The organism is Caballeronia sp. (assembly GCF_028292365.1).
Lineage (GTDB): Bacteria > Pseudomonadota > Gammaproteobacteria > Burkholderiales > Burkholderiaceae > Caballeronia.
Window position 1 is genome coordinate 1 of the sequence record NZ_JAQGMM010000348.1, and the last position, 20,047, is coordinate 20,047.

17 protein-coding genes and 1 pseudogene are annotated in these 20,047 nt (G+C 60.8%); 9 read left to right on the forward strand and 9 right to left on the reverse strand.

Features of this window, described 5'->3' with window-relative positions:
• From JWR14_RS20830 to JWR14_RS20860, 7 genes are all read right to left on the reverse strand, one after another.
• A partial coding sequence (locus JWR14_RS20830; protein ID WP_299710768.1) for a serine hydrolase occupies window positions 1-689 on the reverse strand: 689 nt, incomplete at its 3' end.
• Between the two features lie 47 nt (window positions 690-736).
• Window positions 737-1,465, reverse strand: a complete 729-nt coding sequence (glnQ, locus tag JWR14_RS20835) for a glutamine ABC transporter ATP-binding protein GlnQ (protein WP_299710771.1) — start codon at window positions 1,463-1,465, stop codon at window positions 737-739.
• Complete coding sequence (gene glnP, locus JWR14_RS20840; protein WP_299710774.1) at window positions 1,462-2,118, reverse strand: glutamine ABC transporter permease GlnP; 657 nt, start codon at window positions 2,116-2,118, stop codon at window positions 1,462-1,464. Before glnP ends, glnQ begins: the two co-directional genes overlap by 4 nt.
• Window positions 2,115-2,867: a transporter substrate-binding domain-containing protein gene (locus JWR14_RS20845; RefSeq protein ID WP_299710777.1), complete on the reverse strand. Its 753-nt coding sequence runs from the start codon at window positions 2,865-2,867 to the stop codon at window positions 2,115-2,117. The genes glnP and JWR14_RS20845 overlap by 4 nt, the downstream gene beginning before the upstream one ends.
• A gap of 79 nt (window positions 2,868-2,946) precedes the next feature.
• A complete protein-coding gene (locus JWR14_RS20850; RefSeq protein WP_299710780.1) occupies window positions 2,947-3,465 on the reverse strand; it encodes a RidA family protein in 519 nt (172 codons plus the stop codon).
• Window positions 3,462-4,424, reverse strand: a complete 963-nt coding sequence (locus tag JWR14_RS20855) for a PhzF family phenazine biosynthesis protein (protein ID WP_366144577.1) — start codon at window positions 4,422-4,424, stop codon at window positions 3,462-3,464. Before JWR14_RS20855 ends, JWR14_RS20850 begins: the two co-directional genes overlap by 4 nt.
• A gap of 48 nt (window positions 4,425-4,472) precedes the next feature.
• Window positions 4,473-5,348 (reverse strand): AraC family transcriptional regulator, encoded by an 876-nt coding sequence (locus tag JWR14_RS20860; RefSeq protein ID WP_299710785.1) that lies wholly within the window; start codon window positions 5,346-5,348, stop codon window positions 4,473-4,475.
• Between the two features lie 301 nt (window positions 5,349-5,649).
• On the opposite strand from JWR14_RS20860, the gene araD reads away from it, so the two are divergent.
• From araD to JWR14_RS20880, 4 genes are all read left to right on the forward strand, one after another.
• Window positions 5,650-7,431: an L-arabinonate dehydratase gene (gene araD, locus JWR14_RS20865; RefSeq protein WP_299710787.1), complete on the forward strand. Its 1,782-nt coding sequence runs from the start codon at window positions 5,650-5,652 to the stop codon at window positions 7,429-7,431.
• Between the two features lie 20 nt (window positions 7,432-7,451).
• Window positions 7,452-8,186 carry a ribonuclease activity regulator RraA gene (locus JWR14_RS20870; RefSeq protein WP_299710790.1) on the forward strand — a complete coding sequence of 245 codons (735 nt, stop codon included), beginning with the start codon at window positions 7,452-7,454 and terminating at the stop codon, window positions 8,184-8,186.
• Window positions 8,187-8,234: 48 nt separating this feature from the next.
• Window positions 8,235-9,569, forward strand: coding sequence for an MFS transporter (locus tag JWR14_RS20875; RefSeq protein WP_299710794.1), 1,335 nt, complete (start codon window positions 8,235-8,237; stop codon window positions 9,567-9,569).
• 85 nt (window positions 9,570-9,654) lie between these two features.
• On the forward strand, window positions 9,655-10,725 hold the full coding sequence (locus JWR14_RS20880; protein ID WP_299710797.1) for a LacI family DNA-binding transcriptional regulator: 1,071 nt from the start codon (window positions 9,655-9,657) through the stop codon (window positions 10,723-10,725).
• A 16-nt stretch (window positions 10,726-10,741) separates the two neighbouring features.
• Here the strand turns inward: JWR14_RS20880 and JWR14_RS20885 are convergent.
• A pseudogene (locus tag JWR14_RS20885) lies at window positions 10,742-11,455 on the reverse strand (haloacid dehalogenase type II); the annotation flags it as partial.
• Between the two features lie 328 nt (window positions 11,456-11,783).
• Here JWR14_RS20885 and adh point away from each other — a divergent pair.
• The 5 genes from adh to JWR14_RS20910 all read left to right on the forward strand — a co-directional run bounded on the left by adh (window position 11,784) and on the right by JWR14_RS20910 (window position 19,086).
• A complete protein-coding gene (adh, locus tag JWR14_RS20890; protein ID WP_299710802.1) occupies window positions 11,784-13,304 on the forward strand; it encodes an aldehyde dehydrogenase in 1,521 nt (506 codons plus the stop codon).
• 73 nt (window positions 13,305-13,377) lie between these two features.
• Entirely contained in the window at window positions 13,378-13,770 is a 393-nt protein-coding gene (locus tag JWR14_RS20895) for a DUF779 domain-containing protein (protein WP_299710804.1), read from the forward strand.
• 194 nt (window positions 13,771-13,964) lie between these two features.
• Window positions 13,965-15,872, forward strand: a complete 1,908-nt coding sequence (locus JWR14_RS20900; protein ID WP_299710814.1) for a sigma-54-dependent Fis family transcriptional regulator — start codon at window positions 13,965-13,967, stop codon at window positions 15,870-15,872.
• A gap of 160 nt (window positions 15,873-16,032) precedes the next feature.
• Window positions 16,033-17,184: a GAF domain-containing protein gene (locus JWR14_RS20905; protein ID WP_299710806.1), complete on the forward strand. Its 1,152-nt coding sequence runs from the start codon at window positions 16,033-16,035 to the stop codon at window positions 17,182-17,184.
• Window positions 17,185-17,283: 99 nt separating this feature from the next.
• Window positions 17,284-19,086: an NAD(P)/FAD-dependent oxidoreductase gene (locus JWR14_RS20910; RefSeq protein WP_299710809.1), complete on the forward strand. Its 1,803-nt coding sequence runs from the start codon at window positions 17,284-17,286 to the stop codon at window positions 19,084-19,086.
• A gap of 78 nt (window positions 19,087-19,164) precedes the next feature.
• Here JWR14_RS20910 and JWR14_RS20915 read toward each other — a convergent pair.
• A partial coding sequence (locus tag JWR14_RS20915) for an EAL domain-containing protein (RefSeq protein ID WP_299710812.1) occupies window positions 19,165-20,047 on the reverse strand: 883 nt, incomplete at its 5' end.

Genomic DNA, 20,047 nt, shown 5'->3' on the forward strand with positions numbered 1-20,047 from the left:
AGGCCAAGCACGTCAGAATTGGGTGAGCAGTAGTGGAAAGGACCACCGTGCTCCCCCGTGCCTTTGGGCAGCGAAGCAAGGAAGCTGATCACCGTCTCCGGTTCCTCACCGTCTCGCCGCGGGTCCCACAGGCCGGCCCGGCGATAACGCGCATAGACACCGTTCGGGTCGAGATAGTCTTCGTTGAACGCGAGGCTCGTGCGCATATCCAGCACGTGCCTGACTCGGGCATCGCCAAAGGCCGACTGCGCGAGCTCCGGCACGTAATGCGCTACCGGAGCTTCGGGGTCCAGAAGACCGTCGCCGACGAGTATGCCGGCGAGCAACCCCGCGACTGACTTGCTGGCCGAAAACAAAATATGGCGACTCTGCAGCGTAAAGTGCGGTGCGTGAAAGTCAGCGGTAAAACGCCCGGCTCGCATCACCGTGATGGCATCGGTCGAGGTCTGCCGTAGAATGGTCGCGACCGTGCGGCGTTCGCCCTCAAGCACAACTTCGTGTTCGGTCAGCGCGGTGGCATCGACCTTGGGATCTTCGGCGAGACCGGACGTGGCCGGGATCCGCGCCGTCGGGATCAGCTCGTGGACATGGCGAAAGGCCCAGACGTTCCAGGGCGCGTCGCGCCAGTTGCTGTGCCGGACGCTGTCCCGGCGAAAGCCGTAGTCGCTTTTGAAATGTGAAGAGATCATCTTGGCTACAGATTCCTATGGCGTGCGGTCGTGAAAACGCGGGGGCATCAATTAACGTGCTGCAGGAAGTCGCGAAAGCGTTCTCCCGGCGGCGCCGACAGCATCTCGACGGGCTTGCCGTCGTGCACCACGCGGCCGGCTTCCATGAAGAGCAGGCGCGAACCCACGCGTTTCGCAAAGCCCATTTCGTGAGTGACCACGACCATCGTCATGCCCTCGCTCGCGAGCGTCTGCATCACCTTGAGAACTTCCTGGCGCAGCTCCGGATCGAGCGCCGAAGTCGGCTCGTCGAACAGCATCAGCTTTGGCTGCACCGCGAGCGCCCGCGCAATGGCGACGCGCTGCTGCTGACCACCGGAAAGCTGCGATGGATAGTGATGCATCCGCTCGGACAGACCAACTTTATGCAGAAGCGCGGTAGCGATCTCGCGCGCTTCCGCCCGTGTTTGGCGACGCGCCCGGATCGGTCCGAACATGACGTTCTGCATCGCTGTGAGGTTCGGAAAAAGATTGAACTGCTGGAACACCATGCCGGCTTCCAGCCTGATGCGCCTGATGTCGCGCGCGGAACCCAGCACGCTGATACTGTCGACGCGCAGATCGCCGCCGCTGATTTTTTCGAGCCCGTTGATGCAACGTAGCATCGTCGATTTGCCGGACCCTGATGGACCAACGATCACCGCAACTTCTCCCCGTTCGATCGCAAGATCGAGCGGATGGAGAACGACGTTGGCGCCGAAGCGCTTCGAGGCTTGCTGAAAATCGATCATGCTCATGGCAGGCGTACTCTCCGTTCAAGCACTCGCAGACCGAGCGCGAGCACGCTGATCACAAGCAGGTAGATGACCGCCACGGCAGTCCAGATTTCCACCGCCCGAAAGTTAGCGGCCATGATTTCCTGGCCTCGCCGGGTCAGTTCGCCGACGCCGATAACCAGAAAGATCGAGGTGTCCTTGACCAGGTTGACGAACTGGTTTCCCATTGCCGGCAGCGCGCGCCGAAAGGCGATGGGTGTGATGACGTGAAGCAGCACGGTGCGAAAAGGCAGCCCCATCGCCAGGCCCGCCTCGCGGAGTCCGAACGGCACGCCGTCGAGTGCGCCGCGAATGATCTCAGCGTTATAGGCGCCTGAGTTGACGACCAGCGTGATGATGGCGGCGCTCGTCCCGCTGATACGAATATTCATCATGATCGGCAATGCGAAGTAAACGAACATCACCTGGACCACGATCGGCGTCCCGCGGATCAATGCCACATAGAGCTGGGCCGGCAAGACGGTGAGCCGGCCGCCGTAGGTCAGCGCCACGCCCGCGAGGATGCCGAGGACGATGCCGCCGGCGAGACCAGCCAGTGCGATCAGGAGGGTAAGCTGAAGGCCTTGCAGCAGGTCCGGCAGCGCGGCAATGACTGCCGCCCAGTCAAAGCTCATGACGACGCCTCGCCGAACCATTTGCGGCCGAGTGCCTGGAGCCGCCCGTCGGCCTTCATGGCGGCGAGTTGAACGTTGACCGCGGCGACCAGGGGGCTGCCCTTCTGGAAGCCGATGCCGACATCGAGACCCTCCAGAGCCGGCTGCACCACCCTGACCTTGTTCTTGCCAGCGTTGTTGGCGTAGTAAAGCATTTGGGGCTTGTCGTAGACGACTGCGTCGGTGCGGCCGGCTTCGAGCGCCAGCAGCGCGTTATTGATGCTGGGCAACTGCTCGACGGTGGCGTCCTTGATGTGGTCCTTGATGTATCCGACCGCGAGCGTGCCTGTCTCGGTTCCGATGTGTTTGCCGGCAAGATCGGCCGGCGTGTGGATGGTGGTGTTGTCCGCGCGGGTCAGTGCAATCAGGCCGCTTTTATAGTACGGATCGGAAAAATCGATCACCTGCTGGCGCTCCGGCTTGATGAAGAGTTGCGACACGATCACATCGATATTGCGGGTCTGAAGTGCCGGGATCAGCGCGCCGAACTCCATCGGTTGCAGGCGCCATTTGCGGTTCATGCCCTTTGCGATCTCGTTCCAGACTTCGACGTCGAAGCCGCTATAAGAGTCACCCTGCTTGAACACGAACGGCGGCGCGCCGACGTTGGAGCCGACGATCAGTTCGGCGTCGGCAGCGCGCACGACACGGGACAGCAGGATGGCGGGCGCGGCGGCCAGGCTGAGTTGCAGCAGTTGACGGCGATTCATGGTGTTGCCTCCACGGGTAAGTGAATCGTGCCGGGCCTGCCGTTTCTACAGCGGTCCGGTGTTTGTTATGGCTTGGTGTTTATTGCTGGGTGTCGATGCCGCGGCCGGCGTGTTCTTGTGGACGGTCACGAGGTACCGGAGTCAACGCGACTGTGAGTTCGATCTCGAGCAAACCGTTGCCCGGCAGACTTGCAACGCCGAGTGCGGATCTCGCATGCCGGCCGCTTTCGCCGAAGATGTCGTGGAGCAGGGTAGAGGCCTCATCCATGACCTGACTGTGGTTCACGAAGCCGGGCGCGGCATGGACGAAACCGCGCAGGAACAGGACGCGATCGACTGCGGTCGTTGACGGCAGTGTTGCAACGAGCACGCTCAGGGCGCGGAGTACACAGGTCCGTGCCGCGAGCCGGATGACGTCGGGCGGCGTATCACGATCGACCGGTCCGGTGATGATCTCGTCGCCGACACGGCTGACCTGGCCGCTGATAAGAGCAATGTCGTTGTGGATCACCGCACCGACGTAGAGGCCTCGCGGCGATGGCGCAACGGGCAGCGTCAGGCCCAGTTGAGCGAGCCGGCCGGCGATATCGATCGTCATGACGGGCCTCCGGCGTGCGCTTCGAAACAAACCGGGCCGCCGAGCCAGCAGCCGTCCGGGTGGCCAGGCTCGAGACCTGCGTCAAAACTGAAGCGCACCGAGATCTGCGACGGGCGTTTCATCGCGCGTCCCTGGCGGATCGTGATGGTCCGTTCGGACGTTTCAACCATGCCATTGGTCAGGAGGCCGAAAGACAGTGCAGAGGCTGCGATCCCGGTGGCTGCATCTTCCGGATAACCCGAGGCGCGCGGAAACTGCCGGGCGTCGAAGATTTGCCGGCCCGCGTCGAAGGTGGCGTAGGGGTAGAGGCCCGTGGATCCGATCCGCTCGCACAGCGCCTCGATTTTCTCGAAGCGCGGCTGAAGGTTGTCGAGGTCGGCCGTGCTGGTGAGCGGGATCAACGTCTTGACGCGGCTTGTGCAGGCGTTCTGGATCGGCAGGGGCGCCAGTTGCGCGGTGTTGATGCCAAGCACATCGAGGATCTCGTCGCGGCTGAGTTGCGCTTCCGTCAAAGGTTCGATACGGCCCGCGGGTTGAGAAATTTCGACTGCGGCACCCTCGGCCGTGTGTCCGGTGATACGGATCCTGACCTTGCCGCTGCGGGTCTGGATGCTCAGCCGGTCGCGCTGCAATAGCCCGCTTTGATGGAGCAGCCAGACGGCGCCGACCGTGGCGTGTCCGCACATCGGCATCTCGTGATTGGGGACCCAGAAGCGAAACTCGTAATCGCAGTCAGAGCCGGGCGCGGCCGGCAGGACGAAGCCGCTTTCGTGGCCGTAGCGTTGCGCCACTTCCTGCATTTGCGCGTCGGACATGCCGGCCGCATCGACCACGATAGGCGCAGGGTTGCCGCCGCCAGGGCCGGCGGCGAACACGCTGACGAGTTCGACGGAGTGGCGAATGGTGTGACGCTGAGGCATGACGGGATGATCCCCGCTGACCGGGGAGTGTGTTTCCATCCAGTCAGATTACGGAGATCAAAAAGGCGCCGCGCGCTTGAACGGGCCTTACTTTTTGCCCGAACGGGCCATGGCTGTACGCAGGTCCGAGGGCGAATGATCGCCAATCCGGCGCATGGCGCGCGCGAGGGCCGCGCCGCTTTCGAAACCGACGCGAAAGGCTATTTCGCCGACCGGCAGATCCGTCTCGGCGAGCAGCCGGCAGGCGTTCTCGTAACGCGTGCGCTGCTGGAACTCGCCGATCGACAGGCCGGTGCCTTCGCGGAACAGGCGCGTAATGTGACGGCGGGAAATGCCGAAGCGTTCTTCGAGGGCGTCGAGCGGAATGTCCTGATCGGCATGGCGAGTAATGTAGGTTTCGAGTTCGGCAACCAGCGCCATGCCGTGCTCGCGGGGTGAAGTCCCCGGCACCGTCTCGCCGGCCATGACCTCGCCAATGCACTGCATCAGCAACGCCGACGACAAGGCCTGGCGGATCATCGGGCCGCCATAGGTCCCCATGTCGTTACGCAGCGAGATTTCCTGCAGCGCGCGAATAGCGGCGGTTCGGCGCACGAGGAGGGGGACGCGCGTGCGCCGGCGGAATTCGCCGAGTGAGCCAATTCCGGTATCGAGCTTTTGCAGCGCGTCGTCGGTCACGTAGACGGCCACATGCGTGTGCGTGGCGAAGCCTGCCCGGGTCTGATGCGCACGTCCCGATGGCACCACCGCGAAGCGATCCTGCGACAGCCAGGTCCCCGCGCGCTGGTCTTCGTGCCGAAGCTCGACGGCGCCGTGGCTCGGCAGGATGAACATCAGGCAATCATGCCAGTGCCACGGCATGGCGTAGGTGCCGCCGCCGGTGAGCGTCGCGTGGCCGTGGTCGGCAGCGACCAGCAGGCCCTTGTCGGCTGGATGACAGAGTTGATCGAACGATCGCAGCATGGCGAACCTCCCATGCGTTATTAAATGGGTTTCCTACCCGCGCCGGCCTTGAGACGCATACGCATCGAGCATCGCGCAACGCGGTCAGGACGGTGTCGGCCCGGCATGAACGGGATGCGGCGAGGATAGCAGCGCAAAATACGGCGGGATATTCCGGTCGTCATCAATCGTGGTTGGATGCACAGCGGTATTTGCAAACAACCCCTCCCTATTCGTGAAATCCCTTACGGACGTTCCGTAATGATAGCGCTACCATTCGCCCATTCAAGAGCGCGTTGGTAGCGCTATCAAGGAGATCAGCTTGTCCTCAAATCCGACGGCCCCGCGCAAGACCCCTGAACAATTACGCAGCTATCGCTGGTACGGCGTGAACGACCTGCGCTCGTTCGGCCACCGTTCGCGCACCGCGCAAATGGGCTATCACCCATCCGACTACATGGGCAAGCCGGTCATTGCCATCGTCAATACGTGGAGCGAACTCAACTCGTGCCATACGCACTTCAAGCAACGCGTGGAGGAGGTCAAGCGCGGCGTCTGGCAGGCTGGCGGCTTCCCCGTCGAGATGCCCGTGATGACGCTCGCTGAGCCGTTCCAGAAACCGACCACCATGCTGTATCGAAACTTCCTCGCGATGGAAACCGAGGAATTGCTGAAGTCGTATCAGTTCGACGGCTGCGTGCTGATGGGCGGCTGCGACAAGACCACGCCGGGCCTGCTGATGGGCGCGATCAGCATGAACCTGCCAACAATCTTCCTTCCCGCCGGGCCGATGCTGCGCGGCAACTGGAACGGCCGCACGCTCGGCAGCGGCTCGGACACCTGGAAATACTGGGCGGAACTGCGCGCCGGGAAGATCACGGAAGAGGAATGGAAGGGCATCGAAAGCGGCATTGCGCGCTCGCCGGGTCATTGCATGACCATGGGCACGGCGTCGACCATGACCACCGCCACCGAATCCCTCGGCTTGACCTTGCCCGGCTTTTCGTCGATACCCGCAGTCGATTCACGGCACGCGCAGTTTGCATCGCTGACTGGCCAGCGGATTGTGGAGATGGTCTGGACCGACCAGAAACCGTCGGACATCCTGACCGCGAAATCCTTCGATAACGCCGTCACCACCGTGCTTTCGATGTCGGGTTCCACGAACGCGATCGTGCATCTGGTGGCGGTCGCGCGCCGGGCGGGCATCGACCTGACAACCGCGCGCTTCGATGAACTCGCGCGCATCACGCCGGTGCTCGCGAACTTGCGCCCGGCCGGTAAATACCTGATGGAAGACTTCTTCTACGCGGGCGGTTTGCGCGCACTGCTCGTCGAATTGGGCGGCCTGATCGACGGCACGCAGATGACAGTCAGCGGGTCGACGCTCGGCGAAAACATCGCGGGCGCGGAGATCTTCGACGAAGACGTGATCCGCAAGCGTGCCAATGCGGTGGTCGAGCGCGATGGCCTCGCGGTGCTGACCGGCAACCTCGCGCCGGATGGCGCCGTCATCAAGCCGGCCGCCATGGAACAGCATCTGCTGAAGGCGCGCGGACCGGCCGTCGTATTCAAGGATTACGCCGACATGGCGGCGCGCATCGACAGCGAAGAACTCGATATCACCGCGGAGTCCGTGATCGTGCTGCAACACGCGGGTCCGGTGGGTGCGCCGGGCATGCCCGAGTGGGGCCAGTTGCCGATCCCGCAGAAGCTGCTGAAGCAAGGGGTAAGAGACATGGTGCGGATCTCGGACGCCCGCATGAGCGGCACGAGCTACGGCGCGTGCGTGCTGCATGTGGCACCGGAATCGTTCGTTGGTGGTCCGCTTGCGTTGGTAAAAGACGGCGACATGATCGAGCTCGATGTGCCCGGCCGACGGCTTCATCTCGATGTCAGCGACGCAGAACTCGCTGCTCGCAAAGAAGCGTGGAAGGCGCCGAAACGTCCGTTCGAGCGCGGCTTCGGCGTGATGCATCAGCTTCACGTCACGCAGGCAAACAAGGGCTGCGACTTCGATTTCCTGGAAGAACCGGTGGCCGCGTCGTCTGAGACCGTGGCAGCAACGACGGGTGCGCATCGCGACGAACCCGAGATTCACTAACCCTATTCAGAGCACTCCATATGAATCCATCCGACACCTCCGTCAGCAGCGCTGCGCTGGACCTGTTGCGCCACGTCAGCACGGCTACGCTCACCACGCAGTTATTCAAACGTGGCTTGCGCAACGTATTCCTGCAAGGCGTCGCGCCGCTCGTCAAACCCGCACCGGGTGCACCGAACCTCGTTGGACCGGCGTTTACGTTGCGCAATATTCCCGCGCGAGAAGACCTCGATCACGTGGGCGTCTTCCAGGACCCCGATCATCCGCAGCGCAAGGCGGTGGAGAGCGCGCCGCCGGGCAGCGTGCTGGTTCAGGACTGTCGCGGCGACCGATCGGTGGCATCGGTGGGATCGATTCTCGCGCTCCGGCTGGCGAAGCGCGGCGTGGCGGGCATGGTCTCCGACGGTGCAGTGCGCGACAGTGGCACGATTTCCGACCTCGGCCTGCCGCTGTGGTGTGCCGGCGCGAGCGCGCCGTTGAACCTCGCCAAACATCACGCGGTGGATATGAACGTGCCAATCGCGTGCGGCGGCGTGGCAGTGTATCCGGGCGATATTGTGGTCGCCGATGTGGACGGCGTCGTGATCGTGCCGCACGAAATGGCGGAAGAGGTGGCGCGCGATGCGACCGAGCAGGAGCAACTGGAAATCTTCATCTCGCAACGTATTGATGAAGGCAGGCCGTTGCGCGGGACGTATCCGCCGAATGAAGAAACGCTTGCGGCTTACGCGCAATGGCGCGCACAAAAACAATAACGACCCATACAACGGTTCGCTGGCACGCAGCGGGCTGCAGGAGACACGGTGAATACTGTTCCGCAAGCGATAGATGAGACACCCTTGATCAATCGGCTGGCATTCAGGCTGATGCCGCTGCTTGGCTTGCTTTATCTGATCGCGTATATCGACCGATCGAATATCAGCTTCGCCAAGCTGCAGATGCTGGGCAGCCTCGGTTTGAGCGAAGTGGCTTATGGGCTGGGTGCGTCCTTGTTTTTCATCGGCTATCTGATCTTCGAAGTGCCGAGCAATGTGCTGCTGCACAAGTATGGCGCGCCGCGCTGGATCGCACGCATCATGTTGACGTGGGGTATTGTCACCGTGCTGCTCGCGTTCACGAAAAACGCCACCACGTTCTACGTGCTGCGCTTCCTGCTCGGCGCTTCTGAAGCCGGGCTTTATCCGGGCGTGATTTATTACCTGACCTTGTGGTTTCCATCGCGGCATCGGGTGCGGATGCTGGGGTATTTCACAGTGGGCAGCAGTCTTGGCAATATGGTGGGCGCGCCTATTTGCGGCTGGCTGCTGGACAAGGGCGGACTTCTTGGTCTGCAAGGCTGGCAGCTCGTGTTTATTGTCACGGGCATACCGTCGATTCTCCTGACCGCCGTCGTGCTGCTGTATTTGCCGGAGTCTCCGCTCAAAGCAAAATTCATGTCGGATACCGAAAAGACATGGCTGGCCGATACGCTCGATAACGAACGCGCCCTCGCAGCGCAAACCGAAGCGGGCAAGACAAAGTTCCTTAGTGTGTTGACGGAACCGCGCGTGATTGGCATGGCGCTGTATTACATGATGCTGTCCATGTCGGTGTATGGCGTAAGCTACTGGCTGCCGACGCTCGTCAAGGGGTTCGGTGTCAGCAATACCGTCAACGGGCTGATCAACATCGTGCCGTGGCTGCTCGCGACTATCGCGCTCGCATGGCTGCCATCGAAGTTGCGCGCGGCCGACCGCACGATGACCGCGATGCTCTGTGCGTCCGTGCTGGGTGTGATGTTCTTTCTCGGCAGCGTGTTCCTGCCGACCAACACGTTGCGTTTCATTGCGTTGAGTCTTGGCGCGCCGTGCATGTATTTGCTGCTGCCGTGTTTCTGGACGCTGCCGTCGAAGTTCCTGACCGGCGCGCGGGCCGCAGCAGGAATAGCGGCGATCAATTCGCTGGGGAACGTAGGCGGTTTTATTGCGCAGAATCTCGTGCCATGGGTCCGGCAAATGAGCGGCAGCACGAAGGCGCCCATGCTGATTCCTGCGGCGTGTCTCTTTACGTTCGGCGTCGTCACGCTGATTTTGATTCGCCGCAATCGTCATGACGGAACGCAGGAGGCGGCCAATGGCAGGAGGGTGGAAGCGACGTAGGGCGCAGCGGTATCGTTCTTATGACGAGACCCGGTCGGCGTTGACTACAATACCGGCGTCAAGCCCTCCTGCAACGAAGCGAACCATGCCGAACGACAAGCCGATTGCACCTACCATCGACGCCCGGGACGAAGCTCCGCCTGCTTCGCCCAAGCGCTCGCGCGGCGGTCCGAAAGGGCTGCGTATTACCGATGTCGCGGCGGTCGCGGGTGTCTCGCCCATCACGGTTTCGCGCGTCTTCAATAATCCGGAATCAGTCGCGCCGGAAACGCTCGAGCGCGTGCGACAGGTCGTCCAGAAGCTGGGTTATGTGCCCAACCGGCTGGCGGGCGGGTTGTCGTCGTCGAAGTCGCGGCTGATCGCGGCAATTGTCCCGACCATTGCGCACTCTTTGTTCTCCGAGACTATTCAGGTGTTCAGCGAGACCATGTCGAAGGCAGGCTACCAGGTGTTGCTTGCGTTGAGCGGCTACAGCGATTCGAGCGAAGAAACGCTGCTTGATGCCGTGTTGAGCCGGCGTCCTGAAGGGGTGTTGTTGACAGGCGTAGCGCACACGGAGTCGTTGCGCGAGCGGTTGCGTAATGTCGGCATTCCGATTGTGGAAACGTGGGACATGACAGAGACGCCAATCGATATGCTCGTCGGTTTCTCGCATTACCAAGTGGGCGTGGCGGTTGCGGAGCGATTCCTGGCGAGGGGCGTTTTGCATCCGGGGCTGGTGTCGGCCAACGATGATCGCGCGATTGCGCGTATCACCGGCTTTCGTGAGCGACTGGCGCGCGCAGGCATCAATGAAATAGCGGAGGTGATAGTTGCACCACCCAGTTCGGTGTCCATCGGCAAGGCTGCGTTGCCTAAGCTTCTTGAACAGATGCCATCGCTCGATGCAGTTTTCTGCGGCTCGGATCTGCTGGCTATCGGCGTGCTTGGCGAGGCAAAACGCCGGGGTATCGATGTCCCTTCGCAACTGGCCATCTGCGGTTTCGGCGACCTGGAGTTCGCTTCGGAAACGAGCCCGCAATTGACTACCGTGGGCGTGGACGGCACGCGTATTGGCGTAAGCGCGGCGCGCTGTTTGTTAGAGCGACTGAAAGGCGTGACGGAAACGAACGTGGTCGATGTCGGGTTTTATATTGTCGAGCGGCAGACGGGTTGAGTTGGGTTAAACCTCCCTAAGCGCCCACTTTATCCGCCAGATCATTGAAGTCATTTGCGACCACGTCCCAGTCCGCTTCGGCCTTCAGATCCGTGGTCTGCCCCGGCCCATGCTCCGTCGGGCGCGCCACAAACGCAGTCTTGTATCCGCATTGCCTCGCTGCTGCGAGGTCGCTGTTATGCGCTGCGACCAGACACATTTGCTCCGGCCGCAAACCCAATACATCGGCAGTTCGCAAATACGCTTCGGGCATTGGCTTGTAAGCCTGCACGACTTCCGCGCCCAGAATGGCGTCCCATGGAATACCCGCGCGTTTCGCCATATCGAGCATCAGCGCAATGTTGCCATTCGAGAGCGGCGCAATGATGCGAGTGGCCTTGAGCCGTGTGAGGCCGCTCAGCGAATCGGGCCACGGATCCAGCCGATGCCATGCCAGATTCAGTGCATCGACTTCCTCGGCCGGAAGGCTTGCGGGATCAATCCCATAGTCCGCCAGCACCGCTAGCAAATTCTCGTGGTGCAACACGTCTAGCCGGACAAATGCTCTCCGGCCGCTGCGCACTTCCTCCATGGCAGGGCCATACCGGCGACGCCAGGCATCGGCGAATTCCACCGGGTCGATGCTGCTGATCCCACGCCGCGCCAGAAACAGCCCCGTGTCACGCGCCACGCCGCTGCGCCAATCCACGACCGTGCCGAATACATCGAATACCAATGCGTTAACGCCGATTAATGACATCGCGTGTCCCTTCCTCTAGTCCCACCTATAACGCACTCCACCGCTGTGATTCGCGGCCCGAACCCGTAGTTTGCACAACAAATCCACCGCGCGTCGCGCTCGAACATTGCGCCACTGCACTGTTCCGTTTCAACACGATTTTCAACATGGGTGTTCCGAAACGGAACGCATGGTCATCCTCTCGCGCAAGCGCATACCGCCCACTGCCTTTGCCCACCTGCAAGACGCCCGTTGGCACGCATCTCGCACGCCTGTTCCCACCGGTCGCGGCAATCATGGTCGCGGCGGTCATTCTCACCGACATGCGAGGAGCACGCACATGAATCACGCCGAGATGCAATTTTTGAACACCGACTTCCCGTATAAAAAGCAGTATGGAAACTTCATCGGTGGTCAATGGGTCAAGCCGGTAGGTGGTGAGTATTTCGATAATATCTCGCCGATCACCGGCGAAGCGTTCACGTCCATCCCGCGTTCGCGCGAAGCTGATATAGAACTCGCGCTCGATGCAGCGCACAAAGCCAAGACGGCTTGGGGCAAGACTTCGCCCGCCGAGCGAGCCAACATCCTGAACAAGATCGCCGATCGGATGGAAGCGAATCTGGTGCGCATCGCGGTGGCGGAAACCATCGATAACGGCAAGCCGCTACGCGAAACCATGGCCGCCGATATCCCGCTGGCGATCGATCATTTCCGCTATTTCGCGGGCTGCGTGCGGGCTCAGGAAGGCTCGATTTCACAAATCGATGAAGACACGGTCGCATACCACTTCCACGAGCCGCTAGGCGTGGTGGGACAGATCATTCCGTGGAATTTCCCGATCCTGATGGCGATATGGAAACTGGCGCCCGCGCTGGCTGCCGGCAACTGCGTTGTGCTAAAGCCCGCTGAACAAACGCCCGCTTCAATACTCGTGCTGCTCGAGTTGATCGAAGATCTGTTGCCTGCCGGCGTGCTGAACGTGGTCAACGGCTTTGGACTGGAAGCCGGCAAACCGCTGGCATCGAATAAGCGGATCGCCAAGATTGCCTTCACCGGCGAGACCACGACCGGCCGCCTGATCATGCAATACGCCAGCCAGAACCTGATTCCGGTGACGCTCGAACTCGGCGGCAAGAGCCCGAACATTTTCTTCGCCGATGTCATGAACGCCGACGACAGCTACTTCGACAAGGCGCTAGAAGGCTTCGCCATGTTCGCGCTGAACCAGGGCGAGGTCTGCACGTGCCCGTCGCGCGTGCTGATTGAAGAGTCGATCTATGACCGCTTCATGGAACGCGCGCTCAAGCGTGTAGCAGCAATCAGCCAGGGGCATCCGCTCGACTCGAAGACGATGATCGGTGCGCAAGCCTCACAGGAGCAGCTTGAAAAGATCCTGTCGTATATCGATCTCGGCAAGCAGGAAGGCGCTGAATGCCTGATCGGCGGCGAACGCAACACGCTCGATGGCGAGTTGAAGAACGGCTACTACATCAAGCCGACGGTCTTCCGCGGTCACAACAAGATGCGCATCTTCCAGGAGGAAATCTTCGGGCCGGTGCTGTCGGTGACAACGTTCAAGGACGAAGCGCAGGCGCTGGAAATCGCCAATGACACGCTTTATGGCCTCGGCGCGGGCGTGTGGACGCGCGATGGTACGCGGGCTTACCGTTTCGGCCGCGACATCCAGGCTGGACGCGTGTGGACTAATTGCTATCACGCTTATCCGGCACATGCGGCATTCGGCGGTTACAAGCAATCGGGCATTGGCCGGGAGAATCACAAGATGATGCTCGACCACTATCAGCAGACGAAAAACCTGTTGGTGAGTTATAGCCAGAAGCCGCTCGGGTTCTTCTGATCGACGTGGTTGCTTGATCTGAATGGCGGGCCGCGCCGCGGCTCGCCATAGTCTGTGTTCAGTGGAAACCCTTATGACCGAACAAGAAATTCCGCGCGTGGTCGCCACACCGGCGGCGATCGAACTGATCGATAAGCTGAAGGCCGAACACGGGCAGGTGTTGTTCCATCAGTCGGGCGGTTGCTGCGACGGCAGCGCGCCCATGTGTTTCCCGGTCGCCGAATTCATGGTCGGTTCGTCTGACGTCAAGCTAGGCGAGATAGCCGGCGTGCCGTTCTACATGAGCGAATCGCAATTCGAGTACTGGCAGCACACGCAGTTGATCATCGATTGCGTGCCGGGCAATGGCGGCATGTTTTCGCTGGAACGCCCTAGCGGGTTGCGTTTTCTCACGCGATCGCGCCTTTTCGACGATACCGAATCCGCCTGGCTCGAACGCCACCCGGTCGAGCACGTGACTGGCTAAACCCGGGCTAGTCCCGGGATTGAACGCTGTAGCAGTGGTACATTGTCTCGATCGACCACGCGACGGGCGGAGCTGACGACCGACTCCTTCCGCGAATGTTGGCGAAGGAGACAATGGTTATGAACCCGGTTTCTATCGACCGTTCAAGCGGATCAAGCCGATCCGCGCTGCTGGCCAGCGATCATGCCGGCCGTATGAAAGGGCGGGATATCATCAGGCAATCGCACGAACGTTCCCGCAGCTTCGGCCTGTCGGACGCCATGCGGCCCGACTACGGCGTGCTCAGCGAAGCCGATCTCCGGCTCAAGCGCGAACAGAATCGCGCGCTCTCCACGCATGCGCTGCCTGTCATAGAAACGCTCTACGGGCAGATCGCCAATACGCACAGCATGGTCGTACTGACCGACGCCGAAGGGCTGATCCTGCATTCGCTCGGCGACGACGATTTCCTCGCCCGTGCGGACCGCGTCGCGTTGCGTCCAGGCGCGCTGTGGAGCGAGCAGCAGCAGGGCACCAATGCGATAGGCACGACCATTGCCGAAGGCGATGCCACCATGGTGCTCGGCGATCAGCATTACCTGCGCGCGAACCGCTTTCTTGCATGCTCCAGCGTGCCGATCCTCGATCCATTTGGCGAGTTGCTGGGCGTTCTCGACGTCACCGGCGATTGTCGCGGCCACAGCCGTCACACCATGGCGCTTGCCAAGATGTCCGCGCAGATGATCGAGAACCATTTGTTCACCAGCGCCTTCCCTGAAGCATTGCGAATCCATTTCCACGGGCGGCCCGAGTTTATCGGCACGTTGATGGAAGGCATTGCTGCGTTCAGGGCCGATGGGCGCTTTCTATCGGCTAATCGAAGCGCGCAATTTCAGTTCGGCTTGCCGCTTGCCTCGTTGCGTGCACACACCTTGTCGTCGCTATTCAACGTCTCGTGCGGCGAGTTGTTCGACCGGATGCGCAGCGGCATGGGCGCGCCCGTCGAACGCACGATTTCGCTGTGCTTGCACAGTGGCGTTAATGTTTTTGCCAGTGCGGACCTGAGGCGCTCGCCGGCCGTTGCACTTTCAACAGATAGCCGCGATGTCATCGACGTCGTCGCTCGCAAACGCGTCCCTGAACCGCAGCCGAAACTCTCCGGTCTGCGCTACCTGATGACTGGCGACGCCGAGGTTGCGGCACTCGTTGAACGGGTGCGCAAGGTGATCGGTAAAAATATTCCGATCCTGATTGGTGGTGAGACGGGTACCGGAAAAGATGTCCTTGCGAGCGCGGTGCATCGCGACTCGCCGCGTAGCGACGGGCCGTTCGTTGCGGTGAATTGCGCGTCGATCCCGGACACACTGATTGAAGCAGAGTTGTTCGGTTATGAAGAAGGGGCGTTCACTGGCGCGTCCAAGCGCGGTGCGTGCGGCAAGATCCTGCAAGCCGATGGCGGCACCTTGTTCCTGGATGAAATCGGCGATATGCCATTCTCATTGCAAAGCCGTTTGCTGCGTGTGCTGCAGGAGCGCACGGTGACGCCGCTCGGCAGCACGCGCGCCGTGCCCGTGGATTTCGCGCTGATCTGCGCGACCAATCGCAATCTGCGCGAGCGTGTCACCGCTGGTGAATTCCGCGAGGACCTCTACTACCGGATCAACGGTCTGCTGGTGACGTTGCCGCCGTTGCGTCAGCGTACCGATCTGGCCGCTACCGTCGAAAAGATCCTGCGTGCCGAGCGTACGACCGGTGAACCCATCACGGTTTCACCCGAGGCGCTGGCGGCGTTCACCCGCCACCCGTGGCCCGGAAACTTCCGGCAACTGGCGAACGTGCTGAGGACCGCATGCGCCATGCTCGACGACGATGAGACGTGCATCGGCCTGGACCATCTGCCGCAAGATTTCTTCGATGACGCACGCGATGCCGCGAACGCGCAAGCGATCTCGCCGTCGTTTGCGAAGGACAGCGCTCGCCTGAACGATCTCGCGCTGTCGGCCGTGGCGGCAGCGCTTGAGACACATGCCGGCAACGTCTCGGCGGCGGCGCGAATGCTAGGTGTATCGCGTAACACGCTTTATCGGAAGATGGCTGCGCTCGACGAAACGCGACGTCGTTGATTGAGGCAGTTGATTGAGACAAACGTCTCATCAACCTCGATGGTGCACTGCGGTGTGATCTCCCGGAACACGCATGCTAAAACGTCACCATGCGTTTAAGTTTTCGGGTTGCAGCGTGTCGTGATTGGCGCGAGCGCACCGAATCCGCCGGAGGCTCTTCATGCCATATGTTTCGCAGACCAGACACATCGATCGCGTGCGCAGCGTGATAGAAGGCCGCATGAGCAGCCCCGGTGCCGATGCGTCGCGGCTGGCGTCATCGTATAGGCGGTCGCTGGAGCAATATCATCTCGACCCGGGCGCGACCATTGGTCCGCGCATCCTGACCGTTCCCGAATTGCGCGATGTCCGGCAACGCGAAGAAACCGTGCTGCGTGCATCGGGTCAATGTCTTTCGCGACTGCATGAAACCGTACGCGAGGCCGACTACTGCGTGATGTTGACCGATGCCGCGGGCGTGACCATCGACTACCGGGTGGATCGCGATCGCCGCCATGAATTCAAGCGCGCGGGTTTGTATCCCGGTTCGTGCTGGTCCGAACGTGAAGAAGGGACATGCGGCGTTGCTTCGGTGCTGCTCGACGCCGAGGCCATCACCGTCCACAAGACCGACCATTTTCGCGCGGCGTTCACCACGTTGACATGTAGCGCATCGCCTATCTTCGGCGTGCAAGGCGAATTGATCGGCGTGCTGGATGCGTCAGCAGTGCGCTCGCCCGAAGAGCGCGAGAGCCAGCGGCTGGTCAACCATATCGTGCGCCAAAGCGCGTTGCTGATCGAGGACGGTTTCTTTCTCAACGCAACCACGCATTGCTGGGTCTTGCTCGCGCATCGCAGCCGGCATTACGTTGAGGCCCAGCCGGAAATACTCATCGCCTTCGATGCACGCGGTTACGCGATCGCCGCTAACCGGCGCGCGAAGGAATGTGTTCCGGGGCTGGATCAGTTGCCGCGCCACGTTTCCGAACTTTTCGATATCCGCGCCGAACGCCTGCTCGATGTACGCCCCGGACGCGACCTCATTTCGTTCAGGTTGGTGGGCTCGGGTTCGCCGTTGCATGCGCGTGTGAGGCCGCCTGTCGTGCGCGCTTCCCGAAGCCCGACATCGGCCGCGGAACCACGCAAAGCGAATAAGCCGACGGCGCAACCCGCGTTGTCTGAGAGCGAAACACTGGAGCGCGCCCGCATCCTCGCTGCGATGACCGATGCTAAATGGCGGCCCGTCGTGGCGGCGCAGGCGCTGGGTATCTCGCGGGCGACGTTGTACCGGCGCATAGCGAAGTTTGGAATAGTGGCGCCGCACAGGTGCTAGAAACAGATAAGCGTTTTTATTTTAGCGGGCAAAGAACCCGTATTTTTTTGATCGGTACCAATCGATACTTAGTGATCCGTATCTCATGGAGGAGCGACCATGTCTGAGCAGAATCCGAATCAAACCATTACCCACGTCCTGGAGACATTCGAAGCCGCGCTTAAAAGCGGCGACACAGCGGCGGCCGTTGCGCTATTCCAGCCCGACGGTTATTGGCGTGACCTGGTGGCGTTTACCTGGAACATCAAGACGATGGAAGGCCGCGAACAGATTGCCGCGATGCTGGATTCGCAGTTGGACACGGTCAAGCCGTCAAAGCTGAAGATTGCCGATAACGAAACGGCAACCGAGGCGGACGGCGTGACGCAAGCGTGGATCACGTTCGAGACTGGCGTTGCGCGCGGTACGGGTTTTATCCGCGTAAAGGATGGGCAAATCTGGACGTTGCTCACGACCATGACCGAACTCAAAGGCCACGAAGAACCGAAGGGCTTCAAGCGGCCGATGGGCGCCGAACACGGAGCGCGTGTCGACCGCACTAGCTGGAAGGAGAATCGCGAGGCAGAACTGGAGACACTGGGTTATGGGAAGCAGCCGTATTGTTTGGTCGTCGGCGGCGGGCAGGGCGGCATTGCGTTAGGTGCACGGCTGCGGCAACTGGGTGTGCCGGCAATCATTATCGATAAGAACGAGCGGCCCGGAGACGCATGGCGCGCTCGCTATAAGACCCTGTGCCTGCACGATCCGGTCTGGTACGACCACATGCCGTACCTGCCGTTCCCGGACAACTGGCCGGTGTTTTCACCGAAGGACAAGATTGGCGACTGGCTGGAGATGTACGCCAAGGTCATGGAGCTGAATTACTGGGGAGCGACCACCTGCACGTCCGCCAAATATGACGAAGCCGCGGGCGAATGGATCGTGGAAGTCGAGCGCGGCGGCGAAAAACTGACGCTGCGGCCGAAGCAACTCGTGCTTGCGACGGGCATGTCGGGCAAAGCGAATGTGCCGAAGTTCAAGGGCATGGATGTGTTCAAGGGCGAGCAGCATCATTCGTCGAAACATCCGGGACCGGACGCTTACAAGGGCAAGAAGGTTGTGGTGATTGGCGCGAATAATTCTGCGCACGATATTTGCGGGGCGCTGTGGGAAGCGGGCGTGGATGTGACCATGGTGCAGCGTTCGTCCACGCACATAGTGAAGTCGAACTCGCTGATGGATTTGGCGCTGGGCGATCTTTACTCCGAGCGCGCGGTGGCGGCGGGCATGACCACCATGAAGGCTGACCTGACGTTCGCATCCATTCCGTACAAGATCCTGCACGAGTTCCAGATCCCGGTTTACAACGCGATCAGGGAGCGTGATGCGGAGTTTTATGATCGGCTGGAGAAGAGAGGCTTCATGCTCGATTTCGGCGATGACGACTCGGGCCTCTTTATGAAATACCTGCGGCGCGGTTCGGGTTATTACATCGATGTGGGCGCGTCGGATCTCGTTGCTGACGGCAAGATCAAGCTGAAGAGCGGCGTGGATGTGGTCGAGTTGAAAGAGCATTCGGTCGTGCTCAGCGACGGCAGCGAACTTGAAGCGGATCTGGTTGTGTACGCGACCGGTTACGGGTCGATGAACGGCTGGGCCGCGGATCTTATCTCGCGTGAAGTGGCGGACAAGGTGGGGAAGGTGTGGGGCTTGGGATCGAATACGACCAAAGATCCAGGGCCATGGGAAGGCGAGCAGCGCAACATGTGGAAACCCACGCAGCAGCAGGCGTTGTGGTTCCATGGCGGGAATTTGCATCAGTCGCGGCACTACTCGCAGTATTTATCGCTGCAACTGAAGGCGCGGATGGAGGGAATTCCAACGCCCGTGTTCGGCTTGCAAGAGGTGCATCATTTGTCGTGATGCCCGTGGTAGCTGACGATGTCTGGACGTGCCCGGCGGCGGTCGATTCTTTGTCGATTGCTGCCGGATACGCGTGTCTTATGCGTCGGCCGTGCTGGTCGTAGCAATTGCATGACAGGCAACGCTCTCCTCAAGAGCCGGCCATACCAACGCCTCGAATTGATCCGACGGAACCGGTTCGGAATATAAAAATCCCTGGGCAAAATCACAGCCTACGGAAATCAGGAAATCCCGTTGCTCTGTTGTCTCCACCCCTTCGGCAATGACTTTCAATCCCAGTTTGTGAGCCAGTACGACCATCGCCTCGCAAAGCGCCTGATTGTCTCCATCGAAGGCGAGGTTCTGGACGAATGAACGGTCGATCTTGAGATAGTCGATGTCAAAGCGCCTGAGATACGCGAGAGACGAGTAACCCGTCCCGAAGTCGTCGATCGAGACCCGGATACCTGCATCACGGAAGGTCAGCAGTTTTTCGTCAATCTTCGATTCGGCATGCAGCAACAGCCCCTCGGTTATTTCAACTGCAACACTCTCTCCCGGCATTCCTTCCTGGATCAGATAGTCGGGCCATTGGGTACACAGAACACTGTCTTGACGAATCTGCACCGGTGACACGTTGACGCTGATCTGGAAAGACGGATGGAATTGGTTGCGCCATTTCCGGGCTTGCTGCACGGCCTGCTTGAACATCCAGTCTCCGATCGGAACAATGAGTCCCGTGTCCTCGGCTAATGGAATGAAATCCAGCGGGCTGATCGTGCCGCGCTCAGGATGCAGCCAGCGGATCAGTGCCTCGGCTTTGTAGATTTCCCCATTCGCCAAATCAACGATGGGCTGATAATAGATCTGGAACTGCTCGCCCGGCAGCGCGGCGCGTAAATCACTCGTGAGACGCCGGCGTTTTTCTGCCGCCAATTGCAAGTCAGGCGTGAAGTAGCTGAACCGATTGCGCCCAGCATTT

What these genes read in the sequence shown, in the direction of transcription:
- glnQ (WP_299710771.1), bottom strand. Translation starts at nt 1,465, where the DNA reads ATGAGCATGATCGATTTTCAGCAAGCCTCGAAGCGCTTCGGCGCCAAC.
- glnP (WP_299710774.1), bottom strand. Translation starts at nt 2,118, where the DNA reads ATGAGCTTTGACTGGGCGGCAGTCATTGCCGCGCTGCCGGACCTGCTG.
- JWR14_RS20845 (WP_299710777.1), bottom strand. Translation starts at nt 2,867, where the DNA reads ATGAATCGCCGTCAACTGCTGCAACTCAGCCTGGCCGCCGCGCCCGCC.
- JWR14_RS20850 (WP_299710780.1), bottom strand. Translation starts at nt 3,465, where the DNA reads ATGACGATCGATATCGCCGGCCGGCTCGCTCAACTGGGCCTGACGCTG.
- JWR14_RS20855 (WP_366144577.1), bottom strand. Translation starts at nt 4,424, where the DNA reads ATGGAAACACACTCCCCGGTCAGCGGGGATCATCCCGTCATGCCTCAG.
- JWR14_RS20860 (WP_299710785.1), bottom strand. Translation starts at nt 5,348, where the DNA reads ATGCTGCGATCGTTCGATCAACTCTGTCATCCAGCCGACAAGGGCCTG.
- JWR14_RS20870 (WP_299710790.1), top strand. Translation starts at nt 7,452, where the DNA reads ATGAATCCATCCGACACCTCCGTCAGCAGCGCTGCGCTGGACCTGTTG.
- JWR14_RS20880 (WP_299710797.1), top strand. Translation starts at nt 9,655, where the DNA reads ATGCCGAACGACAAGCCGATTGCACCTACCATCGACGCCCGGGACGAA.
- adh (WP_299710802.1), top strand. Translation starts at nt 11,784, where the DNA reads ATGAATCACGCCGAGATGCAATTTTTGAACACCGACTTCCCGTATAAA.
- JWR14_RS20895 (WP_299710804.1), top strand. Translation starts at nt 13,378, where the DNA reads ATGACCGAACAAGAAATTCCGCGCGTGGTCGCCACACCGGCGGCGATC.
- JWR14_RS20900 (WP_299710814.1), top strand. Translation starts at nt 13,965, where the DNA reads ATGAAAGGGCGGGATATCATCAGGCAATCGCACGAACGTTCCCGCAGC.
- JWR14_RS20905 (WP_299710806.1), top strand. Translation starts at nt 16,033, where the DNA reads ATGCCATATGTTTCGCAGACCAGACACATCGATCGCGTGCGCAGCGTG.
- JWR14_RS20910 (WP_299710809.1), top strand. Translation starts at nt 17,284, where the DNA reads ATGTCTGAGCAGAATCCGAATCAAACCATTACCCACGTCCTGGAGACA.